This window comes from Acetobacteraceae bacterium (assembly GCA_004843165.1).
Lineage (GTDB): Bacteria > Pseudomonadota > Alphaproteobacteria > Acetobacterales > Acetobacteraceae.
In genome coordinates this window covers 680821-703970 of record CP039459.1, presented here as the reverse complement: position 1 = coordinate 703970, position 23150 = coordinate 680821, and the positions used below count along the sequence as shown (strand labels likewise).

19 protein-coding genes are annotated in these 23150 nt (G+C 40.2%); 5 read left to right on the top strand and 14 right to left on the bottom strand.

The features are described 5' to 3' along the window. Positions 1-2: 2 nt before the first annotated feature. Both FAI41_03440 and FAI41_03435 read right to left on the bottom strand, forming a co-directional pair. Entirely contained in the window at positions 3-842 is an 840-nt protein-coding gene (locus FAI41_03440; GenBank protein QCE32709.1) for a glycosyltransferase family 2 protein, read from the bottom strand. A 6-nt stretch (positions 843-848) separates the two neighbouring features. Further along, complete coding sequence (locus FAI41_03435; GenBank protein ID QCE32708.1) at positions 849-1769, bottom strand: hypothetical protein; 921 nt, start codon at positions 1767-1769, stop codon at positions 849-851. Between the two features lie 173 nt (positions 1770-1942). Between FAI41_03435 and FAI41_03430 the strand changes: the two genes are divergently transcribed. Both FAI41_03430 and FAI41_03425 read left to right on the top strand, forming a co-directional pair. Continuing rightward, positions 1943-3049 carry a glycosyltransferase family 4 protein gene (locus tag FAI41_03430; protein ID QCE32707.1) on the top strand — a complete coding sequence of 369 codons (1107 nt, stop codon included), beginning with the start codon at positions 1943-1945 and terminating at the stop codon, positions 3047-3049. A 69-nt stretch (positions 3050-3118) separates the two neighbouring features. Further along, positions 3119-4708 (top strand): hypothetical protein, encoded by a 1590-nt coding sequence (locus tag FAI41_03425; protein ID QCE32706.1) that lies wholly within the window; start codon positions 3119-3121, stop codon positions 4706-4708. An 80-nt stretch (positions 4709-4788) separates the two neighbouring features. On the opposite strand, the gene FAI41_03420 is transcribed toward FAI41_03425, so the two are convergent. The 4 genes from FAI41_03420 to FAI41_03405 all read right to left on the bottom strand — a co-directional run bounded on the left by FAI41_03420 (position 4789) and on the right by FAI41_03405 (position 9670). Beyond that, positions 4789-5667 (bottom strand): hypothetical protein, encoded by an 879-nt coding sequence (locus FAI41_03420; GenBank protein ID QCE32705.1) that lies wholly within the window; start codon positions 5665-5667, stop codon positions 4789-4791. A gap of 50 nt (positions 5668-5717) precedes the next feature. Beyond that, a complete protein-coding gene (locus FAI41_03415) occupies positions 5718-6851 on the bottom strand; it encodes a hypothetical protein (protein ID QCE32704.1) in 1134 nt (377 codons plus the stop codon). Between the two features lie 119 nt (positions 6852-6970). Continuing rightward, positions 6971-8734 (bottom strand): HAD-IIIC family phosphatase, encoded by a 1764-nt coding sequence (locus FAI41_03410; GenBank protein QCE32703.1) that lies wholly within the window; start codon positions 8732-8734, stop codon positions 6971-6973. Positions 8735-8776: 42 nt separating this feature from the next. Further along, positions 8777-9670, bottom strand: coding sequence for a hypothetical protein (locus FAI41_03405; protein ID QCE32702.1), 894 nt, complete (start codon positions 9668-9670; stop codon positions 8777-8779). Positions 9671-9852: 182 nt separating this feature from the next. Here FAI41_03405 and FAI41_03400 point away from each other — a divergent pair, with 182 nt between their 5' ends. Continuing rightward, positions 9853-11301 carry a glycosyltransferase family 2 protein gene (locus FAI41_03400; protein ID QCE32701.1) on the top strand — a complete coding sequence of 483 codons (1449 nt, stop codon included), beginning with the start codon at positions 9853-9855 and terminating at the stop codon, positions 11299-11301. 91 nt (positions 11302-11392) lie between these two features. Here FAI41_03400 and FAI41_03395 read toward each other — a convergent pair whose 3' ends face one another. The 6 genes from FAI41_03395 to FAI41_03370 form a co-directional block, all read right to left on the bottom strand. Then, on the bottom strand, positions 11393-12964 hold the full coding sequence (locus FAI41_03395) for a glycosyltransferase family 2 protein (protein QCE32700.1): 1572 nt from the start codon (positions 12962-12964) through the stop codon (positions 11393-11395). An 18-nt stretch (positions 12965-12982) separates the two neighbouring features. After that, a complete protein-coding gene (locus tag FAI41_03390) occupies positions 12983-13627 on the bottom strand; it encodes a hypothetical protein (protein QCE32699.1) in 645 nt (214 codons plus the stop codon). Between the two features lie 107 nt (positions 13628-13734). Continuing rightward, entirely contained in the window at positions 13735-14577 is an 843-nt protein-coding gene (locus FAI41_03385) for a hypothetical protein (protein QCE32698.1), read from the bottom strand. A gap of 61 nt (positions 14578-14638) precedes the next feature. Further along, on the bottom strand, positions 14639-15292 hold the full coding sequence (locus tag FAI41_03380; GenBank protein QCE32697.1) for a hypothetical protein: 654 nt from the start codon (positions 15290-15292) through the stop codon (positions 14639-14641). A gap of 101 nt (positions 15293-15393) precedes the next feature. Then, positions 15394-16899 carry a glycosyltransferase gene (locus tag FAI41_03375; protein ID QCE32696.1) on the bottom strand — a complete coding sequence of 502 codons (1506 nt, stop codon included), beginning with the start codon at positions 16897-16899 and terminating at the stop codon, positions 15394-15396. Further along, a complete protein-coding gene (locus FAI41_03370) occupies positions 16896-17843 on the bottom strand; it encodes a glycosyltransferase family 2 protein (GenBank protein ID QCE32695.1) in 948 nt (315 codons plus the stop codon). Before FAI41_03370 ends, FAI41_03375 begins: the two co-directional genes overlap by 4 nt. A 178-nt stretch (positions 17844-18021) precedes the next feature. Here FAI41_03370 and FAI41_03365 point away from each other — a divergent pair, with 178 nt between their 5' ends. Together FAI41_03365 and FAI41_03360 are read left to right on the top strand one after the other, a co-directional pair. After that, positions 18022-19515: a hypothetical protein gene (locus FAI41_03365; GenBank protein ID QCE32694.1), complete on the top strand. Its 1494-nt coding sequence runs from the start codon at positions 18022-18024 to the stop codon at positions 19513-19515. A 128-nt stretch (positions 19516-19643) separates the two neighbouring features. Next, positions 19644-19994 carry a hypothetical protein gene (locus FAI41_03360; protein QCE32693.1) on the top strand — a complete coding sequence of 117 codons (351 nt, stop codon included), beginning with the start codon at positions 19644-19646 and terminating at the stop codon, positions 19992-19994. A gap of 136 nt (positions 19995-20130) precedes the next feature. Here FAI41_03360 and FAI41_03355 read toward each other — a convergent pair whose 3' ends face one another. Both FAI41_03355 and FAI41_03350 read right to left on the bottom strand, forming a co-directional pair. Beyond that, entirely contained in the window at positions 20131-21723 is a 1593-nt protein-coding gene (locus FAI41_03355; protein ID QCE32692.1) for a hypothetical protein, read from the bottom strand. Between the two features lie 235 nt (positions 21724-21958). Next, complete coding sequence (locus tag FAI41_03350) at positions 21959-23125, bottom strand: glycosyltransferase family 2 protein (protein QCE33776.1); 1167 nt, start codon at positions 23123-23125, stop codon at positions 21959-21961. Positions 23126-23150 lie beyond the last annotated feature (25 nt).

The window sequence follows — 23150 nt, the reverse complement described above, 5'->3', positions numbered from 1 at the left end:
TTTTATTTCTTTTCCCAAGGCTGAACCCTCAATTTCTCAATGACGGCATTTCTTTGGGCAAAACGTGGCCCAAGAAATTTATAAAAATACCAGTCTTTGAGAAAGCCGGGTGTCCAGCCATAAAGAATATGTTCAAGCCGTGTTCTTTTGCCCGGATGATGGCCAATAGGACGCCGGTCAGAGGGAAAACAGATGAGGCGGTGATTGTGAAAAATTTTCCCAATTTTCTGCGCCCGATGTGCCATTTCATGGTCTTGGAAAAGATAAGGCCATTTTGGGGTGATAAATCCCCCTATTCTTTTAAGGGTGGAAGTTCGATATGTCTGCGCATAGGCACCCGCATGGCAGCTTTTCCGTAGAGGGTGGAGCAGAACATTAAAACGCCATAGGAGGGTGGTAATACGTGCTTTTAAAGTGTTTGGTGGGCAATATAAGTCGAGAGCAAAGACAGCGTTGGTTGCCTCTCCTTTTAAGGCAAAGCCTTCTTCCGCTAATTGTAAATATTGCGGCGGATAGACCACATCGGCGTCACAGGCCGCAACAAAAGCTGTTGTGATATGTGATAGAGCCGTTTGTTGTGCAAAGACCTGGCCGGGACGTTTTTCTTCTAAAAGCTGAATATCAAGTTCAGGGTGTTTCCGTGCAAATATTTCGGCAAGTTCCGGGCTTCGGTCAGTGGAGGCATTATTGACCAGATAGAGCGTGAAATCTTTTTGGGTTTGCTGCGCTAAAGAATGAAGTGTTTTTTCTAAAAAATCCTCTTCATTGTAATAGGCCAGAATAATGGCCCATTTTTTAGAGGAAGATTTCGACATGAGCATTTCAGAGCTTTTACGTGACATAGAGGGTTAAAAAGCCTTGTGAAAAGGATTGATTTTTGAAAGTAAACGGGTGATGAGAGAGCCGGGGCCGGAAATCAAACGTTTATAATCAATTAAAGTGACGTCGCCAGCACTTGAAAGCGTATGGAATCCGACAGGATAAGGTTGCGTAATCTCTGCTGGGAGTTTGATGTCGGGATGTTCAATAAAGGTCGGCTTTTTAGAAGAAAGATTTTGAACTTCTAAAAAATAGAGACCGGAACCATAAGTGCCCACAGCACGCTGAGCAGGCAGGAAAATACGGCCATCACGAAGGATCGGCCGGCCGCCAGCTCTGCATCCTTTATCATCTTGACGGACAAGGCCTAAATATTCCCATTTCCCTAAAAGATCTTCGGCACAGGAAAGATGGAGATCAAATTCACGGCGGTCTTTAGGGTCTGGGTGCGACCAAAACATCCACCATTTTCCTTCAAAGACAAAAGGCGTGGCATCAATCGCACCAATTTCAGGAAATTGAAATTCAGGGACGGGTTCCCAATCATAGGGGAAATTCTGGGCCCGGTAGAGGGTGAGTTTTCCAGACTTCCAGCCTTCAGGGAGCATATAAAATTCTCCCTTATCTTTAAAAACATAAGGGTAGGAGAGGTGGAAATTTGTGCGAAAGACAGGGCGCACCTCTTCGACAAGATTGAGTTCCCGGTCATAAACAAAGAGATCAATTCGTCCACGGCGGTTACGGTAATCATAGGCCTCCACAAAAACATAAAGGAGGTTATTTTCCCAAATCGCAAAAGGGTCTGCAATAAAACGGTATTTGCCGATTTCAGGGAGACGTATGAATTTATAAGAAGATTGTTTTTTATTTTCAGGCAGCGGAAGAAAGTTTTCTGCGGGGCAGCATAGGATGGCGCATCCCCACTTATCGACTTTAAGATTCAGCGACATATTCATTCCCTTATTATTTTCTTCAGCAAAATTTTGCACCTGAAAAAATTAGTTTGTTTTGTGTAGGCTTTCTGTGAGGATGATAGACTAAAATCGTTTTCTTTTGTAGAAAATTGTAAATCTTTGTTTTGAGATTAAATTATTTTATTTCCGCAGTTTAGGGAAAGTATTTTATGAGGATTTTATATCTAACACGTTCCTTAAACGGCGGCGGTACAGAAAAAGTTATTGCGCCCATTTTTGAAGTTGTCAGAAAACTTGGTCATGAGATCCAGCTTGTTGTCCTTTCGCCTAAAACAGCAGATATTTTGCCTGAATTGACCAGGTATAAGATCAAACCAATTATTTTAAGCCCAAAAGACCGTAATAATTTTTTCCATATTAAAGAATTTAAAAAAATCCTTCGCCAATATCAGCCCGATATTGTCTGGACAGCCTTGGAACAAGCCAGTTTTGTGGCGCAGTTTTCCTGCCTGTTTACGGGGATTAAGGTCGTTAGCTTTAAGCATTTTAATATCACCTATCCAGAGAATAAGCTTTGGGAAAAAGCCTATAAAAATTTAACAAAACTTTGGGTCTGCTGTGATGAAAGCTCGAAAGAGCATATGCAAAAAAATGTTGGGATTTCTCCCGATCGGCTTATGGTTTGGAATATGTTCTGGACAGACCAAAAGCCCAAAAAAAACTGGCCATCTTTTGAAAACCGCCCGCTTCAGCTCGGTTCTTTGGGGCGGATGGATAAAACAAAGAATTATGAAGCTGTCATTAAGGCCATTGGAATCTTAAAGGAAAAATATCCAGATTTAAGTCAGAGAATGCATTTTACCGTTAGAGGAGAGGCAAAGGAGACCGAAAGGCTTAAACAAATGGCAAAGGATTTGTCGCTGGAAAAAATTGTCTCTTTATTGCCCTTTACCCAAGAAACGGAAAAATTCTTTCGATCCTTAGACCTTTATCTCCAGCCGTCTTTGAATGAGGCGATGGGCGTGGCCGCACATGAGGCAATGGCTTTAGGCATTCCGGCGATTGTCTCGGATAAAGGCGCTATGGCGCTTGATATTGTTCATTTAGAGAGCGGTTATATTCTCCAAGCGCCCACAGGGGAGGAAATTGCCAAGGCGATTGATTTCTTTCTTCAAAATCCACAAAAATTGCCTGTATTTGGCGAGAAAATACAAGAATTTGTTTTGAAAAAATATCGTTTGGAAGCTTTCTTTGAGGCCGGAAAAGCAGTCGTTGAGCGTTCAAAAAAACTCCTTAAAATGAACATTAGAAGTTAAGTGTACGTAAAATTGTTCATGCAACGCATTTTGAAAAATGTTGTAATATAATCTTTAATTTAAAGAAGGATGAGGAGAAAATTTTTGACACAGCCACAGGAACAAAGCGATCTTTTCAGTTTTTTGAAAGGGGAAAGCTTTGTTCGTTTTGGTTTGTTTTCTCTCATCATTGGCCTTTTTATTTGGCCAATTATTCATGCGGGTGTTTTTTTTGCGGATGATTATCAGCGTGCTTTGGAGGGAAATGTTTCCATGGCAACGTGTGGGCGTTATCTCGCAGAGCTTTTTTTAATAAGCACCAGTTTTTCGCCTGCACTTTACAGCGTTGCCCCTTTGTTTCAAATGCTTTCTGTGCCGGTACTTGCTTTTGCTTTGATGCAATTTTCCTTTGCACTCGCATGGGATCGGCGATCTTCCTTGCTTGTGTTGCCTTTTATTGTTTGCACACCGTTTTTCTTACAAAATTTAAGCTATTGTTTTGATGCGATCACGATGTCGCTTGCGCTCGCTTGCGCTATTTTCCCTTTTTGCTTTCAGGGAAAGTATAAATATGGTTTTGCGACTTTCTCTCTTTTGGTCTGTCTGAATTTTTATCAGGCAGCACTCAACAGTTTCTTTATTTTACTTGTGCTGCTCAGTTTGATGAAGCTGCTGGAAAAGAAAGAGGAGAAAATTTTATCCGTTATCGTTTTTTTTAGTAAATATCTTCTTTTAGCGTTATTTGCCTTAGTTTTGTATAAAATTGAGAATTTTTTGCTTTTCCCTTTGCTCGCGGGGGATCATGCCAGAGAATATGCTGTGATGTCGCTTTCTCCTGCTTCGCTTTGTCAAGCGGTTGAGATGTTTTGGCATTACTGCTTTGTTGAATGTAACAAGGGGCTGGTCGCTTGGATTTTGAGTTTTGCCGTTATTTGTGGCTTGGGACGTTTTTTTTATCGCCTCGTAACTCTGGAAAATAAAAAAGAGGCGCTATGTGCTAGTTTTCTTGCGCTTTTTTTACTTTTCTTTGCCTTTATTTCGATCGCTGGGCCGATGGCATTGCTTGCCAAACCTCTCATTGTCCCCCGTGTTATGATTGGAATGGGAGCCTTTATTGCTTTAGGCATGACCTTTCTTGTGCACTATCCGTCTTCTTTTAAGGGATTTGAAAAATGTGCTTTTGCGCTGGCAGGGATTTCCATGCTTGGTGTGATGGTGGGGGCTTTTGCTTATGGCAGTGCTTTAGGGATGCAGACGAAATATGAAGAGCAGCTTAGAGACCATTTGGCGGAAGATCTTTACGCTTTGCATGTCACAACAGATCATCTTATTGTAGGGCTTTTGCTCTTTTCAAAGCCGCCTTTAGCACCTTATGTTAAAAATACACTGAGGTCTTTTCCGTGGATTTTAAATGATCTCGGCGACAGGGTGGGGAATCCTGATCCTATTCTATGGCCTTTACCTTATCAGTTGATAGAGGCAGGCTTGCCAGAAGCAATAGAAGTCATTGCCTTTGTCCCTGAGGATTGGGAGAGTGATGCCAAGTCAGGCAGTCTTCTGTGCCGTTACAGCCATAAGATTATGAGACGTTTCTATACGATCTATCAACGTGATAACCATGTTTTGGTAGATTTTAATCAGCGAAAATGTCTGGCTATAGAAGATTTTCAAAAAGGTTAAATTTTCCTATTTCGAAAACAAAAAGCGCCGTCTCCCCTTCATGGGAGACGGCGCTTTAAAAAGAATATTATAAAAAATATTTAGGCGCGAACTGCATCAAAGGCGGCAATTTCCGGATTTTGCTGTTGGCTGTTCGCCTTATGCAAATATTCTTCCCATTGCCGGACGTAATATGAATAACCTTCTGGATTTTGGTGGAACAAATGAGACCAATTATGGAAGAAAATTTGACGGTTATTGTAATTTGGATTTTCTAAAAACTTGTGGGCCAAAAGTGGTTTTGGGCCATAGAAATGGATAATTTGAGCCTGATCATTGATGCCCCAATAAGGTTTCCAGTTGAATTTTGGAGAAAGCGGCATCCAGTTTTTACCGTAAAAAATCCGTAACAGCTCTTGATCATAGCCTGAAATATGGGTGAAATTATCACACATGAATTCGATGAGTGCTGGTAAATCATGCCGAATCCGCTCCACATTAAGGACCATCACCCCAGCATTCATGTCATTATAGTAATCATGCTGCCAGAATTGGCCGCCAGCAGCAAAAATTTCAGGCTTACAGAAAGAGAGATCAAAATCTTTAGCAAAGAGAACATCATAGTCCGTGTAGAGAACATATTGATCTTCTTGCTCTAAAAGCGGCAGTTCAAGACGCATAAAAGCCCCCGCCGCTTTGCTCATGTAATGTTTCCATTCTGGCTTTTGAAGATTTTGTGTCTCTTTGAGACGGTCATACCAGTGTAGGCGATGAAAAATCACCTTAACGCCTGCCATTTCCATCTCTTTGGTGAAGCTACAAGGCTCACCGTCAAAAATCATATGGGGGAGAAGGGAGGTGTTTTCCTTGGCAGATTGTACGGCAACACGGACGCAATCAGCAAAGCCGAAATCAGCAGTAGTGCCTGCGATTGGCTCATTGAAAATCATATCCTGCGTCACTGCGAAGAACCATTTCACCCCTTTGTCTCCTTATCCAAATAGATCCATTTTTGTTTAAGCTGCTCGTTTTAAGCAGTATGCCAATTTCCACCGGATTTATAAGTGACTTCGAACTCTTCGACAATGGAGAACATTTCCCATGCTGTGCCAATCGCTAAAGAGGGTAACGGTGCATCATGATTGAAACTGCTATAAACGGTACGGCTGACAGCACGGCTAAAGACACCAGGACCTGTTTTATAGGGAATATAAAGCCCATGATGTTTGAGCATATTCACATAACAGGTCAGAAGTGCATTGGCCAAAATGGGGTCATTGGCAACGGTTCCAAAAAAATCATTATGAATAAGAAATTTTTCAGTAATGAAAAAACGGCAATTTTTTGGAAGGCGTGAGAGCATCTCCCATTGTTCTAATGATTTTAAACGCAGATCGGCATCTAGCCACCAGCCGCCATTGTTTAAAATCACATGGAGACGTAAAAAATCAGCGGATTCAGCAGGGTGTTTTGTATTTTGGAAGAGGGAGAGTGTCTCGGAGCCAAAATGCTCAAAAAGCCATTCTTCTGCATTTTCTTGGTTGAAAAAGGTAAAATCTTCACCAAGAAGCTCTTGATGATATTTAATATTGTCAGCGATTTCTTTTGGCGGGTTCTTATCCCAATACATGTAAAGGTGACGGGGAATAGGAGAATAAGAAGTGTCCGTGATAGGCGCAGTTAAGGCTGGAAAATATTTTAAAGCAATTTCAAGGTAAAGTGCATCAATTTCTTCACCGGAATGGAAACCTTCAAAGGCGTTTCCAATGAGTGACATTGCCTCTTTGACATCACCGCCACGCCATGCAATCAAAATGCCTCGGATATAATTAGCGTAGGAGGGGGCGTATTTTTCAAGCTCCTTAATTTCTTCTTCAGGCACTGGCTGGCCAGCTTTGAGAAGGCAGAGAAGACTTACTTGTAATAAAGATTGCGGCAAAGGGTATTCTGTCTGGCTTTTACCGTGAAGGTTAAAGGCGTGACGATAGAAAAGAGAGGCTTCGCTAACATTCGCATGTAGATGAAGCAAGTTGGCAATCATAAAGGCATGACCAACGCTCTCTGCACCATTTGTCTTATAATAATTAAGCGCCTCACCGTCTTTACTCAAAAGGGCGGTAATGGCTTCAATATCTTTGCAATCTAAATTACGGTGCTTGTCCAATGGCAAACCTCTATTATGTGTTTTTAGTCGTTAATATATACACTTGAATCTCTCAAAAAAATAGCAACATTTGTCATTTTTCTTATTAGAAAATAATATTTATCATTTGTTTAATCTTTTTAGCTGTTACTTTCACTCTTCATAACTACTTCCTTTAAATATAGGTTACGAAGATAAAAGCCACATCTTTGATAAACAATTCGTGTAAAATGGTCGTAATCAGTAACCTCAGAAGGGTCCTCAATAAATTGATCAAATGAAATACATTCAACATTTGGCCAATCACGAGCAACCTCAACCTGACACATGGAAAGTAAGCGTGCTCTATCTAAGAACCCCCATTCAGGATGGTGGTCTGGGACATGCAACGCAGGGAGCATAAAAAACACTTTATTGCTGGGATCAATATTTTTTAAAATCGTTGTTAGATTATCTTTAAATTCAAGACTTCCAATAGCACCTTTATATTTTAAATTTGCTTTGGCAAATCGAAATTGTTCAATCCATTCCTCTTTGCCGCCGTTTTGATAATAGTTATCCTCAAACATCTCTTGAAAATTACCGTGTCCAACACCGGGTGGGGTATAGGGGGCTGTACTGTCTATCCAGCTTAATTTGTGAATTTTAAAGGAAATGTCAGCCCAGAAAGTTAAAATAATCAGGCCGTTTTTTATATTATCGAAAGAGATCGAAAAATCTTCGTCTTTATAACCCGTCCGAATGAGCTGTCCTTGTGCAGGGTAATATTTTTCAGCAGCGATCCGAACCATGCAAGAATGATCGCGTCGAATGATAAAACCATCACGGGTTGTTCCCGTAAAGATTCTAAAATCATTGGTCACATTACGAATATAATGCTGGATAGATTCTGTTTCGCACCCTCCACTAATGAGTAAAGGTGGACGTTGATTAAAATCAGCACTCATTTCCTCTGTGCTGGTGGAAAGCGCAGGGTCATACCATTTAATCCAATCAACAGGAGCGCTATCTGTTTTGGGATTGTTAGCAACTTCTCCTTTTATGAAAAGTTCAGGCTTTTCAAATTGCTGATAGAGCCATGTCTCAACATGCATACTTAGAATACGGCATGAAAAACAGAAATGCAGAAGTTTATTTTCGGTTGTGTTATGAAATTGCTGGAAAAACCCGACAAGGCCATAATCGCCAAATTTATCTCGGACATGAACGAGACCAGTATGCTCAAAAAGTGCGCCACGGTTCATGTCTCGAACTTGTTCTCTGGCTTTTTCGATATCGTCAGAAAGGCGATTTTTCGTAAAATTAAGCTGATTGGTTCGATTTAAAAGTTCGATAACCCGATCAATATTGCCTTCAATATCGTAATTGATTTCGACAGTGATTTCACTATTGCGGAGGAAATCAAAATTATTGCCATCAATTTTTGAAATTTCTGCTTGTTTACTTTCCATTATTTTATAATGGGCCAAGCGTGTCATTTCGGGATCTGGTTTGCCTTCGAAAAGAGGAGAGGCAAGTAGTTCGGGAATAAATTTTTCGTCATGAACCTGTATATTAGGAACCATTGCAGATACTTCTGCGAGGTTCATAGGGTTGTCATCAAGAAAGAGGATACTTTCAGGCCGTAATTGAACCTTTTTAATAATTTCTACAACACGGTTGCCTTTGGCTGTCCAATCGATAGAAGGGAAAATAAATTGATCCCATATACCAAGTCCTTCTAAAAATGCTTTTGCTGTTTCAAAATCATTTTTGGAGCAAATCGAACTCATAATGCCGCGCTTGTTGAGCTCACGGACGATGTCACCATGATGAGAAGTTTCTGCAACACCGCCTTCAGAAAGGGTGCCTTGCCAGAACGTCTCATCAAGATCCCAGATAACAAGTCTCACGGCTTCAAGCATTTTTTAACATTCCTCGTTTTATAAAAAGTTTGCACAGAGGTCTTAGAGAATAATATTACCGTCATTTTTTCCGTAATGGAGGATTGACCAGTCTTTGAGAAGATTATCTTCCGTCTCGTTTGCAGCCTTCATTTCAATAAGATATTCGCCACTATCAAATTTTTCTTTCCAATGAAGTAAGTAGCAGGGGTTTCCTGTGCGTGCTAGATGAGCAAGACCGCGCTGAACACGTTCCTGATAATATCCTGTATGGCGCATATAATAATGTGAGATACTTGCGATGGAGCGCATTTTCTCTGAAAATGCCATCGAAATTTGATTGTCTGCTAAAATTTCAAAAGGTGAGCCGTCTGCAAAAACACGCGTTAATTTATGCGCATTAAAGGGATTGTCAACGGTGCTGCCTCCACCAATACCGTGATTAAAGGGGCAGAGGTGTTGTTGCATGAATCTGGGGTCAAGTGCAGTAGATCGAATAATGATTTTTACTGTGCTAGACATTTTCTTATGGCGGCGATTATAGGATTGTAAGATACGTCCATGCGCCAAGGATTCATGATTGTTATGACCAAAATTAAACCAGTTTAAATAGATACAATCGACATCCTTGGGAAAAGTGGCAAGATATTCGGGTAGGGTACGGTGTTTCGCAAGGGTGATATATTCGTCAATATCAAGGAAACTGATCCAGCCGCAATCGTCTTTATGTTCAAAGATCCAACGCATGTAAGCTTCGATTTGCAAACCTATTTGAGGGTTATGTCTAAAAATCACAAACCCATCTTCAATCCAAGGAAGAACGGTTTTAAACATGGCAGTTGGGTCATCGTCATTGCAAATAAGGTAGACCTTATCCACGCCAATTTTTCGATGATAGGACAGCCATTCATTTAAATTTTGATTTTCATTGCGGGCATGTCCAACCAAGCAAATCATATTATATCCTGTGGGGTTGCGTTTTATAATCTTTGAAGTGTGAATTTAAAGTAGGCTTTTTTGAAAGTCTAGTATGCGAAAAATGAGAAAATGCCAGATATGCAATCCATAAAATTGACGCTATCTTGGGAAGTAATTTATAATTAAAGAATTAAATGAATTAAGCATTTTGTTAGGAAAATATAGTGCGCTCAGCTCTCGTTCTTTTTGTCAAAGATGAAGTCCAAGATATTGTTGCTTGGATTGCATGGCATCTTTCTTTGGGCGTGGATAAGATTTTTATTTATGATGACCATTCGACAGATGGCACTTATGAGCTTTCTAAACTTTGTGCCAAATTCTATAATGTTGAAGTTTTTAGAACAGATTTAAAAATTCGTCACTTTTATTGGCGTCAGGCAGATTCTTATAAAAGAGCATGTCGTGCCGCCATTGGAAAATTTGACTGGATTTCTTTTTTAGATGGGGATGAATATATCGCCCTTGAGAAAGAACAAGATTTAAATACCTATCTTGAAAAGTTTAATGATTTCAATGGGATCGCCTTGAGCTGGCGTATTTATGGCTCTAATGGCCGGGTTGTAAAATCAAAAGCACCGCCTTATGAAGCCTACACACGCCATTGCACAAAAGAATTAGGCGATTGTGAGATTGGAAAGGTTTTTATTCGGCCAGAGGCTTTTACCTTTGACTATGGTAGTCCTCATCATTTGACTCTCATCAATGAATGTTATGCCAATGCGCTAGGTGAAAAAATAGAATTTACGCATGGTCCTGGTCATAAAATTCTTTGGCAGGGTGCATGTGTTAACCATTATGTGATTAGATCTATGCAGGATTTTGTTGGAAAAATTTCCAAGAGAATTAACGCTGATATGATTGATTCAGATGGTTATTATAATCATTTCAATAAAAATGAGATTGAAACATTACCTTCCTTTGAGCTGGTTCAAAAAGCCAAAGAGATCATTGATTTTATTAAAATAGAGAGCGTCAAATTTTTTCTTAAAGAGGAATATGCCGTCTCTTTATTAGAAAAGCCGCATTCTGATAACAAAGCGGCTGTTTATCATGTCAGAAGTGATCATGATGCGCATCTTCTTTTAAAGAAAAATGCCATTTTAGTCTCTCAAAATTTTCATCAATTTTATGCAGAAGATAATGAAGTTTTATGTGTGTGTTATCCCTCTAACCCACAAAATGCTTATTTTTTCTCTGCTTCTAAAAGGCAAATTGAGACGAGGAGTTTCTATTTCCCAGACGATAATCGTCTTGCTTCAGCTCTTTTGTTCCACATGATGGCGGTGGACGATCGTGTTGTTTTTCAGTCTCCTCACTCTGAACACTATATGTCGTGCCTTCCAGAGAGTGCAGGGGGGCGTGTTGAGATCAATCGAGAGATCCCTAGCGAATGGGAAAAGTTTAAGCTAGAAAAAATTGAGGATGATCATATTTCATTTTTTGCGGATCCAAGTGGGGTTCATGATGAAGAGAGTTTCTCAGATTTTGTACAGAAAAATCATCAGAATCTCTCTTATGGAGATTTCCTTCTTGCTTGGAATAATTTGAATCCGCAGAGCCAAAATAGAATTTCAAGTCATCATCTTGGAAAAATGATCGCTTGGCTCTGAGATTTTGTAAGGTCACTCTCAATAGTTTATTTTCGTTGTTTATGAAACAGCCTCTAATATTAGAGGCTGTTCATCTTTGGGGGGCTTGATTTCAAATGAAGCCCCATAAAAGTCCTGGAACCATACGAGAGATTTCCTCTTTTGTCGCATGTGATCCTTTAGAAAGGATGCGCTCAACTTGATTAGTAGAGGGTATTTTATGCGCAGTCTGTAGGTAGTGAAGCACTTCTAAAGAGGATATGTGTTTATTAGGCATAAAGGGCAAGTCTTGTGATGGGTCTTGCCTATAGAAATCATGCGCTATATTTTTAAACGCAACCGTATTTTTAGAAACTTCTTCTAAATAGAAAAACTCCCATTCATTCAGATTTTCTCGGTTCGCCTGAATATCAGCAACCTCCTCATGGATAGGTTGTGCGCTGAGGTAAGTATTAGATTTCATTGGGCTGGTCAAGCCAATTGCTTGAGGATCTCTTGTCCTGCACATTTGATAAAGAGGCTTTTGTGCCAATCTCTCTTCATTGGATATTTTTAAAAAGGGCAGGTTGCCTTCGGGGAGAAAAAATGTGATTAAATCAGGCGTTGCTTCGTGAATGATCCCATAAATTGGTAATAAGCCAATTCGCGCCGCATCTTCCTCGGTGGCATGAACAGCGCTGCCTTTTTCTGTTGAATAGTAAAGAAACGTTTTGAAATGGGTATAAAGCCTAAAAATGCTTTTGATCCGATCAGAGTGCTTTTCTCCCATCGGCAGATTTTCTCTTGAACCAAAAGGGAGGTTTCTGAGAGTGTGAATAGCCTGTTGAAAGCTGGTTTGATAGATAGGCGCGAGCAGATTTTCTATTTGTGGTAAAAGTTTAAGAGGGCCGACATCTCGCTCATCATTACGGTTTATATATCCCCAACGTGTATGGTTGTGGCGGCCACCGCCATCAATAAATTGATGCCCCCATTTTTTGCCACGTGTAATATAATGTTCCATGCTACGGCAAACATAGTGCATGAGAAAACCGGCAGACCAGTCTATATGATCAATACCAACGCCATACTGAAAATGAGGAATGATTTTCCCACTTGGATGGGCATATTTTCCATCTTCGATATCGAACCAATGGGCCGTTGTTTTTCTGCTGCCGACTTTAGAAGGGCGCACAATACTTTTAACTTGGTGATGTTCCTCAAAATCTTCTGGCGCATGTTGGGTAAAGGCTTGAATGGTTGGAATACGAGGCCTTACAGCCCAATCAGAACTGCCATAGACACGCCAAGAGAATGCAATGGCATCTGCATGGTCAAAGTTTAAGAGAAATTTTGGTAATGAGTCATATTCTCGGAGATAAATATATTCATCCGCATCAACGAAGCCCATCCACTCAAAGCAATCCTGATTTTCTTGTAGGAGGCGCATATAAAGACTGGATTGGACACTCCAAAAGTCACTCTTTGCAGGACGTTCCAACCGAGAAAGTCGAATATCGTAGAAACGTGAAGCGACTTGGAGAATTTCCCAAGTACCATCTTTGGAATAATCATCAAAAATAAAAAATGTATCAACACCTAATGCTTGATGATAAGCAAGCCAACCTGCAATATCTGAGAACTCATCTTTAACAATGAGTGTAAGGGCGACTTTAGGCAAAAGAGGTTTCATATCTGTGCTCATGGGGGTGGGTATAATCTATTACAATGTTAGGGTGTTGAGATGAAAATTTCTTTTTAGTTTTATTTTGAGTGAAAAGGTTTCTTCTTCGCTATGTAAAGGATGAAGTAAAAGTTCATTTTCCTCGTGAGCTTTATAATCTGCAAGCTTAGCGATTTCTTCAAGATTATGAGAAAGTGAAATATAAAGGCTACCAATCTTTGCTTGATTAGGATTTCCTGTAAATACAAGCTGTGAAAGTGACTCGTTATTATTAGAAATCTCTGCCAAATCAGGGTCAGCTAATAGGGATAGTCCAGTCAACATTTGTTTATTGAGCAAAAAGAAATGTTCCCAATCATGAATTTCTTCAGGATGCCAAGAAGTTTGCTGCGTGCCAGAAAGAGATGAGAGGTAACGATTGGTTTCAACATTTTGGATAGCGACGCTATGGGGAGCGATCTGAAGGAAACGGCAGGCTGGGATATAAGATGGGATAGAATGGGTTAGACGTAAAACGGCTCTGTGTGGAAACTTTTCTGGAACAGGGACAAAGGTAAAAAGATTAGGAAAGCCTTGTGGTGTAAAAGGGGTTGTAATGAGTTGCTGAGAGGTTGAATCATATTGGAGGAAGCCGCCAAATGCATCCATTAACCAGCGTCGTTCTAGATGAATGGAGGCAGACATATGATAAATCCTCTGTTTTCGTGTTTAGGTTTTATTTTAGAATATCAAGAGGAAAAGAATATCATTTTAAAAGCGAGATAAGCAAATCATCTCCTTTTGAAAATGCTTTAAATAAGATTCCAGAATAAAACAGATAGGTTGTCCAGCAGTTTTTCTTTAATTCTGTTGGTCAAATATGCTTCTTCTTCTCGCCAGAGATCTGCGTTGGGGCTTTCTGGATACCGCCAAGGTTTTTGGGTGCCGATATAATGAATAACAATATGATTTTTGGAAACCCCAAGGTTAGCAAAGCGATTATATTGGTCAGACAGATGTGCTATTTGAAGATTTTCTTTAATCACAAGCACATTTAAGGCATCTTGATCAGGGTATTGAAACTCAGGTTTGGTATAGAAAAGACATTTTTCAAAAAAATTACTTGGGAGATTTTCGAAGTTAAAGCCGATAACGCCAGAGTTAAAATAAGTCTCATGGGGGATATCTAAGTGCTCAAAATTTGGGTGGGAGCCCCACCACCATGCGATAGATGTGTCTTCTACAGTTGCAGCTAAGGCATCTCCTGATTTCATTTGATCAAAAACAGAAAAAATATTGCCTTGGATAATTAGGTCAGCATCCAAGTAGATTGCTTTTTCATAAAAATCAGAAAAAATCGGAGGAATTAAGTACCGGTAGTACATATGCTTTGTATGATGGGATTGTCCTCCATTTTCTGTTGATGGGAGAGATGTTTTGATGAAGGTTACTTCTGCGCCCAATTTGCGAAAAATGGTTGAAATAATTTTCTCCGAGACGGAAGGAATATCATCAATAAGCACATAAAACTCAATGGGGCGAGGAATGTCAGCAGGCGCATAGCGTAGAAGAGAGCTAATAGTGACACACATTGGCTTTAAATAATTGGCATCTAAACCAAAAATAATGGGGATTGTTTTCTGTTTTGAGAGCATCAATACCTCTATGGTCTCAGAGCAATGTGTGTCAGCTTAAGAAATAGTCTGTCGAATAAAGTTAAGTAGTCGTCAAGCTAGATAAGTGTACAGCTCTCTTAGGGGTGATCGTGAGGGAAATTTTGTTTTGTGAATCGTCCGAAGTGATAAAAGTGAGGGGCATCGCTTCATGCGCTTTAGCATTTGCTATTTTCGCAATTTCAGGCAGATTTTCAGAGATTTTTATGTTGGTGCCAGCAATTTTAGCAAAGCTCTTAAAATAAGAATCTGCTTGGTGAAATGTTAGATGCCCATCGGCAGGTGCATCCGAAATCGTGATTAAATCAGGGTCGCTTAAGAGGGATAGTCCTGCAATCATTTCCGCACTTAAGAGAGAAAATTCTTCCCATAGAGCAATTTTGTCTTCCCATCCGGTGTTTGTTTCATTTTTACGCGAAGAAAGATAATGATTTGTTTCCAAGTTTTGGATGGCAATTTCATTTTCATTGACGCGTATAAAGCGTGCAGGTGGAATGGCAGCAGGGATAGAGTTTGTAAGGCGAAGGACAGCCCTGTGCGGAAAATTCTCAGGCACGGGGATAAAGGTAAAAAGATTGGGAAAGCTTTGTGGTGTGAAAGGGGTTGTAACGAGTTGCTGGGACATAGAATCATATTGGAGGAAACAACCGAATGCATCTATTAACCAGCGTCGTTCTAGATGAATGGGGGCAGACATATGATAAATCCTCTTAGCTCGGTGTCTATCTTTTATTTTAGAATGTTTAAAGAAGGGTTGTATCATTTTTCCAGAAATAGAAGCAAACTCTCTTTTTCCTTTTAAATAAAGTCCCAGAGTAATCCCGAAGCGTAATTGGAAATTTCCTGCCGTACTTTCGGAGAGAGGCAGTAAAATATTTGTAGAAAAGTTTCTGCATCGGGAAGTTCAGAGGCGGTTTTAATCCAATTTAAGAGGGCATGGGCAGAGGTTTTTTCGCTTGGATTAAAAGGAAGCTTTTTTAAAGGAAAATTCAGGTCAAAGGTGGTTTTAAAGAGGGCAATTTTTTCCCAGTCATGGGCTTTTTCACGGTTGGCTTCCACTTTTCCGATGCCGTTCGCTTCTGGCGGTAAAAAGCAAATAAAGCGTTGAGAGATTGGATTGAGAAGTGCATGGCCGCTGTTTTGTTGCGGCACAAGCCGATAAAGTAGCCTACAGGAAGGGCGAAAATCGTATGGAATTTTCAGCAGAGAATTGGTGTCATCGCCGGCAATAAAAAGCGTGATAAGAGATTCTGTTTTTTTATCGACAATACCAAAAATAGGAAGAAATTTTTCTACAGCGGCGATTTCGGGCAGGCAATGCACAGCCTCACCAAGTTGAGGCGCATAGTAGAGCATTGTCTGGCAGTGTGTTAAAATTTTAAAAAATTCAAATTTTGGCTCAGATATTTTTTGAGAATAATATATCGGATCAGGTGTAATCGGCAGGTCTTTGAGTTTTTGAATCGCCATTTTGAGTGCTTCACGCCGAATAGGTGCAAGCTTTTCCTGCATTTTGGGAATGAAGCGTAAGGGATCAGGATCATTTTCTTCATTGCGGTCAAAATAGTGCCAGTAGTCGGTGCTATCGGAGAGATCTGCGTTTAAACGGCGTTTAATGCGCTGGACATAATGTTCCATGCTACGGCAGATAAAATGCATGATGAAGGCATCTGACCATTCCACTTCCTGCTTAGGTCCGGCAATATTAATAAATTTTCGGCTAGGACGGGCGTAATGTTCTTTTGGAATATCAAAATAATGGGGGTCAAACCATTTTAAACCCATTTTTTGGGGACGAACAAAGCTTTTAACATGGAGATTATCCGGAAAATCTTTGTTTGAATGTTGGGTAAAGGCTTCGACAATCGGGATGCGAGGGCGAATAACACGCCCAGAACTGCCATAAATCCGCCAAGAGAAGGCAATCGCATCGGCATGTGGAAAATACAAGAGAAATTCAGGCAATGTGTCAAAATGTTTAAGATAGAGATATTCATCTCCGTCCAAAAAGCCTAGCCATTCAAATTCGCCTTTGGCTTCTTGGACGGTTTGCATATAGGCATCACGTTGGCGATCGCCAAAATGAGGTGTTTTAAGCGGATCTGTTCGCCTTAGGCGAACATCATAACATTTCGCCGCTGCTTGGAGGATTTCCCATGTACCGTCAGTGGAATGGTCATCATAAATAAAAAAGGTTTGCACCCCCAGCGCTGCATGCCAAGCAATCCAGCCGGCAATATCAGAAATTTCATCCTTAACAAAAAGGGCTATCGCAACATTTTGGGGCAGATTTTTTTCCTTTATTCTTTATCTTTAATTAAATATCTCGGCCTATCTTTCACCTCAATATAAATTCGTCCGATATACTCCCCTAAAATGCCAACGGAAATGAGCTGAACGCCCCCAAGGAAAAGCATAATGATGAGGAGGGAAGGATAGCCGTGAACATCATTGCCTAAAATAATGGTGCGGATGAAAAAATAAAGACCGTACAAAAAACTTGCAAAAGCGGTGATGAGACCTAAAAAGGTTGCGAGTTTTAAGGGAAAAGTTGAATAGCCGATAATGCCGCTTAAAGCGAGGCGAATGAGTTTAATTGGGCTTTGGCTGGCCGTCCCATGTAGGCGTGCCGGGCGGTCATATTCGATAACGCTTTCCTTACCGCCGGCAAAGCTTAAAAGCCCTTTCATAAAGAGGTTACGTTCACGCAGATTGGTAATGTTGGGCACGAGCTCTGCGGAGATAAGGCGGAAATCACCGACATTCTGCTGAATATGGATCGAGGAGATCTTGTGATGCAACTTATAGAACATGGCGGCGAAAAGACGTTTAAAAAGACCGTCTCCATCGCGGGAGCGGCGTTTGCCCAACACGACATCTGCACCATTTTCCCATTCTTTGATAAATTCAGGAATAACGGAGATGGGATCTTGTAGGTCAACATCTATCGGGATAACGGCATCCCCTTTGGCTTCTTTTAACCCTGCAAAAAGAGCGGCTTCTTTCCCGAAATTCCGGGTAAAAGAAATAAGACGAATATGTTTGCGGGTCTTTTGAAGTTGGCGAATAATTTCCACTGTTCTGTCGGAACTGCCATCATCAATAAAAAGAATATGAAATTCGTAATCTGTAAGGGAGAGTGTTTCAACCGCATCGCAAAAGGCTTCGATGCTCTCCTCTTCATTAAAAACGGGAACGATAAGGGTAATGATTTTGAGAATACCCGAGTTATGTGTTTTTAAAGTCATTTTTCTGTGTCACTGCCTAAAGAGAGACTTTTATCTATATCAGAAAAATGTCTCTCTTTGAAGAAAAACTAATTCGCCTTTTGGGGTAGTTTATTTTTATACCGATTGTTAGAAGGGAAATCAAAATAAAATGTCTTTTTCTGTAATGGCCCGTTGAATAAATCTTATGTTTTTACGCATGTTTTCTAAAGACAAAATCATTGTTTTTTTCTTTTTAGCTCTGTTTTTGTTTTCTTGCCTTGCAGCTATTTTTTCCTTGGGTATTAAGCTTTTTTTTATTCCGCTTCAGGTTGAGTGGGATATTAACGAAGCATGGAATGCATTTCATTTAACGCGATTATCTCATCATCTTCCGCTCTATCCTCCCCAAGAGGCGATGATCGCAAATAACTATCCGCCGCTTTCTTTTTATTTATATATGTGGCTGCATGAGCTTCCTGGTTTTCATCAGATAGATCTCATCGCATTCGGCAGAAGCGTTGCGGCAATCTCCTGTTTTGTTTGCGGGATTTTGCTTTCTTTTTTAAGTTTTAAAACAGCGCAGTTTTTGGAAAATCCTTCTCCTAGAGTATGTGGGCTGTTTTCTTTCGTTTTATTTATGCTTTTAAATGCTGGGACACTTAACCAGTATTTTGCAATGTATGATCCGCAATGGACAGGCGAAGCACTGATGCTCTGTGGACTCGTATGCCTGATCTCTTTTGAGGGGATAACCGCCTGCTTTCTAAGCGCTTTTTTTCTTATTTTGGCAGGTTTTATTAAGCATAATCTTGCCGCTGCGCCTCTTGCTGTGACGTTATGGCTTCTTCTTCAGAACCGGCGTCTATTTCTTTCTTGGTGTGTGATTTCGGTACTTCTTTTAGGGGCAGGATTGAGTGCATGCTGGGGCATCTTTGGGATAAGTTTTTTTCAAGATGTTTTAGGCTACGAGTTAGGTGGCGCAAGAGAACATAGTGTTATGCGAGCATGTTATCATGCGGCTAAGGTATCTGCGCCAATTCTTTTCTTTATCGGTATTTTATGGGCAAGTTTTGGTCCTCTCAAAGAGACCTTACTTAAAAAGTCGTCCTTTTGGTCTTTTTGGCTCATATTCGCAGGGATAGGTTTCGTGCTGGGATTTTTCGGCGGCGCTTCATCCGGCTGTGATGTTAATGTGTATTTTGATTTTGTCATTGCTGTCTGCATTTTATCAGCTCCTGTTTTTAGTATTGTTTTTTCAAATTTTTGGGGAAAGCCTTCAGGGGAGATGTCGGAAAAGCAGAAGAGCCGAAATCTTATTCAGATACTCCTTGTCGCAGGGATTATTTTGACGTTTCTTTTTGTTTATGGTGCAAAGAGCTTTAAAATTTGGCATCATGCGGCGCTTTCTCAGAAAGAGGAGATGTACACGATTTCAGTCTTAAAGGATTATTTAAAGCAGGATCGGAATGTCGCTTGTTGGAGCCCTGCAGATTGTTTTTGGGCAGGGGGTGACTTTCTCGTGGACCCCAGCTGGAAGAATGCGGTGCTAAATCCTTCTTTATTAGCGCGTTTAAAGCAACACAATATCCATGCGGTGCTTGTAAATTCTGCTGATCCGGTCTCAGCATATTTAGCCTCTTTCGGAGGGGAAGTGCGTCCTGTTAGTGAGAAGAAGCTTTTTATTTTTTCTGAACGATCAGAAAAACAATAAAAACGAGGTGGGTTTCGTGGTGCGTATTAAGGTAAGGCCGAAGAGAAGTGAGCTTGAAAAGAAGCGGGTGCTAGGAAGCGCAGAACATGCTTCTTAATTTTTTCTAACTGGAAGATTTTAGCCATGAATTGTTTTTTAGTAGAGCCAAATATTTTCGTTTCGCTCTCTTTGCGATGCTGTCGCTTTCTCTCTTTTCCTTTTGTTTTACCGTCCCTGACGTAAATGCGGCATTACAGATTGGTAGTCGCCTTTTATATGAGCGTCAAAATAATGGGGAGGTGCCTATTCCCCCTTCAGAAAGAAATCTTTTGACGGCTGTTGTCGCTGATTATTATCGGGTGACAAAAGAAAATCATTTGCTGGCAGAGAGCGTCTTTGATGATAAGGGCAATCTGTTTTTTTTTGTGATTGGACGGCAAAGAAAATTTTGGTTTCAAGCCACCAAAACCAAACAAAAATCGGAAGGTGCCAGTCACTGAGAGGCGCAACACCGATCATTTGAAGATACTGGTTCATCGTATCCCCTTCAATAAGAACGGGATACCAAGAAAGCCTGCGGATAAAATAAGAGAGAATCTCTTTGCTTCTATGAAACAATTTAGGAGATTTACTAAATTATTTAAATTTAATCCAGATAAGTTCTTCATTACCATGAAGGTCATAGTTTTTTGTATGAGCAAGAAGTTTATAGTGTTTTTTGGGAATATAATCTTTTTCATTTGGCAGACGTTCCCAAGGGAGGAGAATTTTCTCGAGTGACCAGATTTCGTTGTTAGCTAAAAAATACAACCCAAAATGGCTGTTCAAAATTGAACTAGCGCCCCATTCAGAGAGTATAGGGTTAAAAGTTGCATCATATTGACTCTCAAGTGCGTTTTTGGCAGGACCATCAGTTGCAAGTTTCGCATTTGGGTAGAGAAGGCTTGCTTTCTCTAAGTCAGGTTGGAGCCTTAATGCTGTTATTAAAGCTATTTTCTGATCTGCTATTAGGGCATGATTCCATTCTGTTGCGCCAATATAGCATGGAAAAAGGAGCAGAGATGAGAGTGCGTAGGTGAGGATACGGTCATGAGAAGATGGGCCGCTTAAAGGGCATCTTTCAGTAATTTTACAAAGAAATAAAGCAGAAAATAAAAACGTGAAATCCGTACCGAAGAAAACTCTGGGGGCTGGAATTGGCTTTTCAAGTGCCAGCATCAGGCCGCCTAATGTTATCAAAGGGAGTGTAAGTAAGCAGAGGGAGGCAAAGAGTTTTGTAAAATATTTGGATTTGGAAAAAAGAATATAAAAAAGTGAAATGAAAAAGCTGGAAAGTAGGAGAAATTTTAAGGAGAAATAGAGTGGTGTGCCCAGCACCCTAAAGAGCATTTTCTGAAACATAATAATATTGTTACAGAGGGTAGCGTAAAGATTTAAAGGTGTTGCAAATACTGTGTGGGAGGAAACCCACTCTCCCTTGATGGGAATAACAGCTTTATAGATCAAAGAGGCAATAATAAAACCGACAGCACTCATGGAGAGATATTTTATGACTGTGATTAGCGGTATCTTTTCAAAAGTAAGACAATAACATCCTGCGAAGAGTGCAAATCCAAGATAGATATTAATTGCTGCCTGATAGGTCATTAAGCAGGCAAGCAAAAAGGGTAAGGCGGCAAGGATTGGAAAGAAATAATTTTTAAAGTTAAAGCTTTGCTGTTTTGTGATGGAAGACCATAGTACGACAGAGGCAAGGCAAGAAAATAAGGCTGCAGAGCCAAAAAAAAGACTATCGAAATGAAAAGAGATATTTTCAAGAAAAAAAGGGGAAAGCAGAGGTAATAAAACAAGTGCTTGCCTGAAACTTGGATAGGTTTCTTTTTTTAGGCAAAAATTGACAAGTAAACCTGCGCTGATAATCATTTGAAATGCAGAAAAGAGAGAGGTTAAAGGCCATAAATCAGGAAAACGTGCATTGTAAGAATGATAAAAAGAATTGTGAGAAAAGGAAAAAAAAGCATAGATCACATTCGCAAGCGGCCGCCCATCTGGAAACCATGAGATTCCTGAGAAAGAAGCCCGGATGACATCATCTTCATGGAGATGATTGCCCCATGTGGCCAATAAAGCATAGAAAGCTGCGAATAAGAATGAAAAACGGTAGATTTTTAAGAAGGAAAGAATCTTTTCTTCTAGAAAATGGAAAGAAAAAGAAGAGATAATTTTCATTTTTTAAACCTACATGAGATTAAGCACCACATAGCCTTGTCCTTTTACATGAAGAGGTCAAACTTTTGTACTTAAGGTTTTTGCTATTCCTACAGTACTATTGTTATAGAGTAAAATTTCAGCACAAGGGATGCAGATAACAAACTCTTTCATGGCAGTAGAAAAGGCAATTTCTTCATTTCTGCGATAGACGATATGGAGGTGCTTACCTTCAAAGAGATAACAGGCAGATGTTTTAATCTAGCTCAGTAATTCCTCGAATAAAGGAAAAGAATATCCATTGGATACCGACACTCAGAAGAGTTACTGCAGGAATAAGAGAGCGAATGGTTTCCGGCTCAGGCATATTGCCTAAATGCTCGGTAATTCCCCAAGTGCTCGTGATCCAGAGACACCATGCAACTCCAGAGAGTGTCATAAGTGAACTAATAATAAAAAGTTTTTCAAAAGAGATCTTTTCCCACAATTTAATGAAAAAGCCTGCAGGCCAAAAGCCTTTTATATCGGCATAAATTTTCGTAAAAATACCAAAAATAAGAATTTGGGAGCCTGTAATCACTGCGGTACTGGAGATTAGCAGAGTATTAATATCTAAGTGAATATGGCCAATTTTTATAGCATGGTTGCTGAGAAGAAGAATGCCAATTAGCCCTAAGATAAAGAAAAAAAGACCTGGAAAGATAAAAATCCAATAAGGGCTAAAAAATAACATGAATTTTAGGTGACGCCAACCATCACGCCAACTGCGTAAATGCGGCGGACGGTCTCTACCATCTTTTTTTAGTGTGGTTGGAATTTCAATAATTTTCAGATGGTTGCGGCTGGATTTTGCAACCATTTCAGTTGCAAATTCCATACCTGTGCATTTTAGGTTCAACGACTGCATAGTTTTTGTATTGAACCCACGGAGGCCGCAATGATAATCTCCAATTGAGCGATGAAATAAAATGCGTCCCAGCGTGCTTAAAACAGGGTTGCCAAGATATTTATGTAAAGGTGGCATCGCATTCTTCTCGATACCGCCTTTAAAGCGATTTCCCATAACTAAATCATATCCTTCTCGTAACTTCTCTACAAAAGGTGCGAGGGCTGAAAAATTATAACTGTCATCGGCATCGCCCATGATGGTAAAGGAACCTTTTGCTTCACGTATGCCGGCGATTAGAGCAGCGCCATAACCTTTTTGTGAAACATTAATGACTCTAGCGCCACAATTTCTTGCAATTTCTTGTGAACCGTCTGTGGAGCCATTATCAGCAATAAGGATTTCTACTTTTATATTGTGTTTATTTGCACAGTTTAGGGCTTTCTCAATACAGGTTTGAAGTGTTAAGGCCTCGTTTAAGCAGGGCATTAGAACAGTAAGTTCGATTTCTTTGTTGCTAAAAGGCGTTTCATTCATGGTCATTCAAGCGTTCCAATATTTA

What these genes read in the sequence shown, in the direction of transcription:
- FAI41_03410 (QCE32703.1), bottom strand. Translation starts at nt 8,734, where the DNA reads ATGCTTGAAGCCGTGAGACTTGTTATCTGGGATCTTGATGAGACGTTC.
- FAI41_03390 (QCE32699.1), bottom strand. Translation starts at nt 13,627, where the DNA reads ATGTCTGCCTCCATTCATCTAGAACGACGCTGGTTAATGGATGCATTT.
- FAI41_03425 (QCE32706.1), top strand. Translation starts at nt 3,119, where the DNA reads ATGAGGAGAAAATTTTTGACACAGCCACAGGAACAAAGCGATCTTTTC.
- FAI41_03395 (QCE32700.1), bottom strand. Translation starts at nt 12,964, where the DNA reads ATGAGCACAGATATGAAACCTCTTTTGCCTAAAGTCGCCCTTACACTC.
- FAI41_03350 (QCE33776.1), bottom strand. Translation starts at nt 23,125, where the DNA reads ATGAATGAAACGCCTTTTAGCAACAAAGAAATCGAACTTACTGTTCTA.
- FAI41_03365 (QCE32694.1), top strand. Translation starts at nt 18,022, where the DNA reads ATGTTTTCTAAAGACAAAATCATTGTTTTTTTCTTTTTAGCTCTGTTT.
- FAI41_03430 (QCE32707.1), top strand. Translation starts at nt 1,943, where the DNA reads ATGAGGATTTTATATCTAACACGTTCCTTAAACGGCGGCGGTACAGAA.
- FAI41_03380 (QCE32697.1), bottom strand. Translation starts at nt 15,292, where the DNA reads ATGTCTGCCCCCATTCATCTAGAACGACGCTGGTTAATAGATGCATTC.
- FAI41_03435 (QCE32708.1), bottom strand. Translation starts at nt 1,769, where the DNA reads ATGTCGCTGAATCTTAAAGTCGATAAGTGGGGATGCGCCATCCTATGC.
- FAI41_03355 (QCE32692.1), bottom strand. Translation starts at nt 21,723, where the DNA reads ATGAAAATTATCTCTTCTTTTTCTTTCCATTTTCTAGAAGAAAAGATT.
- FAI41_03405 (QCE32702.1), bottom strand. Translation starts at nt 9,670, where the DNA reads ATGATTTGCTTGGTTGGACATGCCCGCAATGAAAATCAAAATTTAAAT.
- FAI41_03370 (QCE32695.1), bottom strand. Translation starts at nt 17,843, where the DNA reads ATGACTTTAAAAACACATAACTCGGGTATTCTCAAAATCATTACCCTT.
- FAI41_03385 (QCE32698.1), bottom strand. Translation starts at nt 14,577, where the DNA reads ATGCTCTCAAAACAGAAAACAATCCCCATTATTTTTGGTTTAGATGCC.
- FAI41_03440 (QCE32709.1), bottom strand. Translation starts at nt 842, where the DNA reads ATGTCACGTAAAAGCTCTGAAATGCTCATGTCGAAATCTTCCTCTAAA.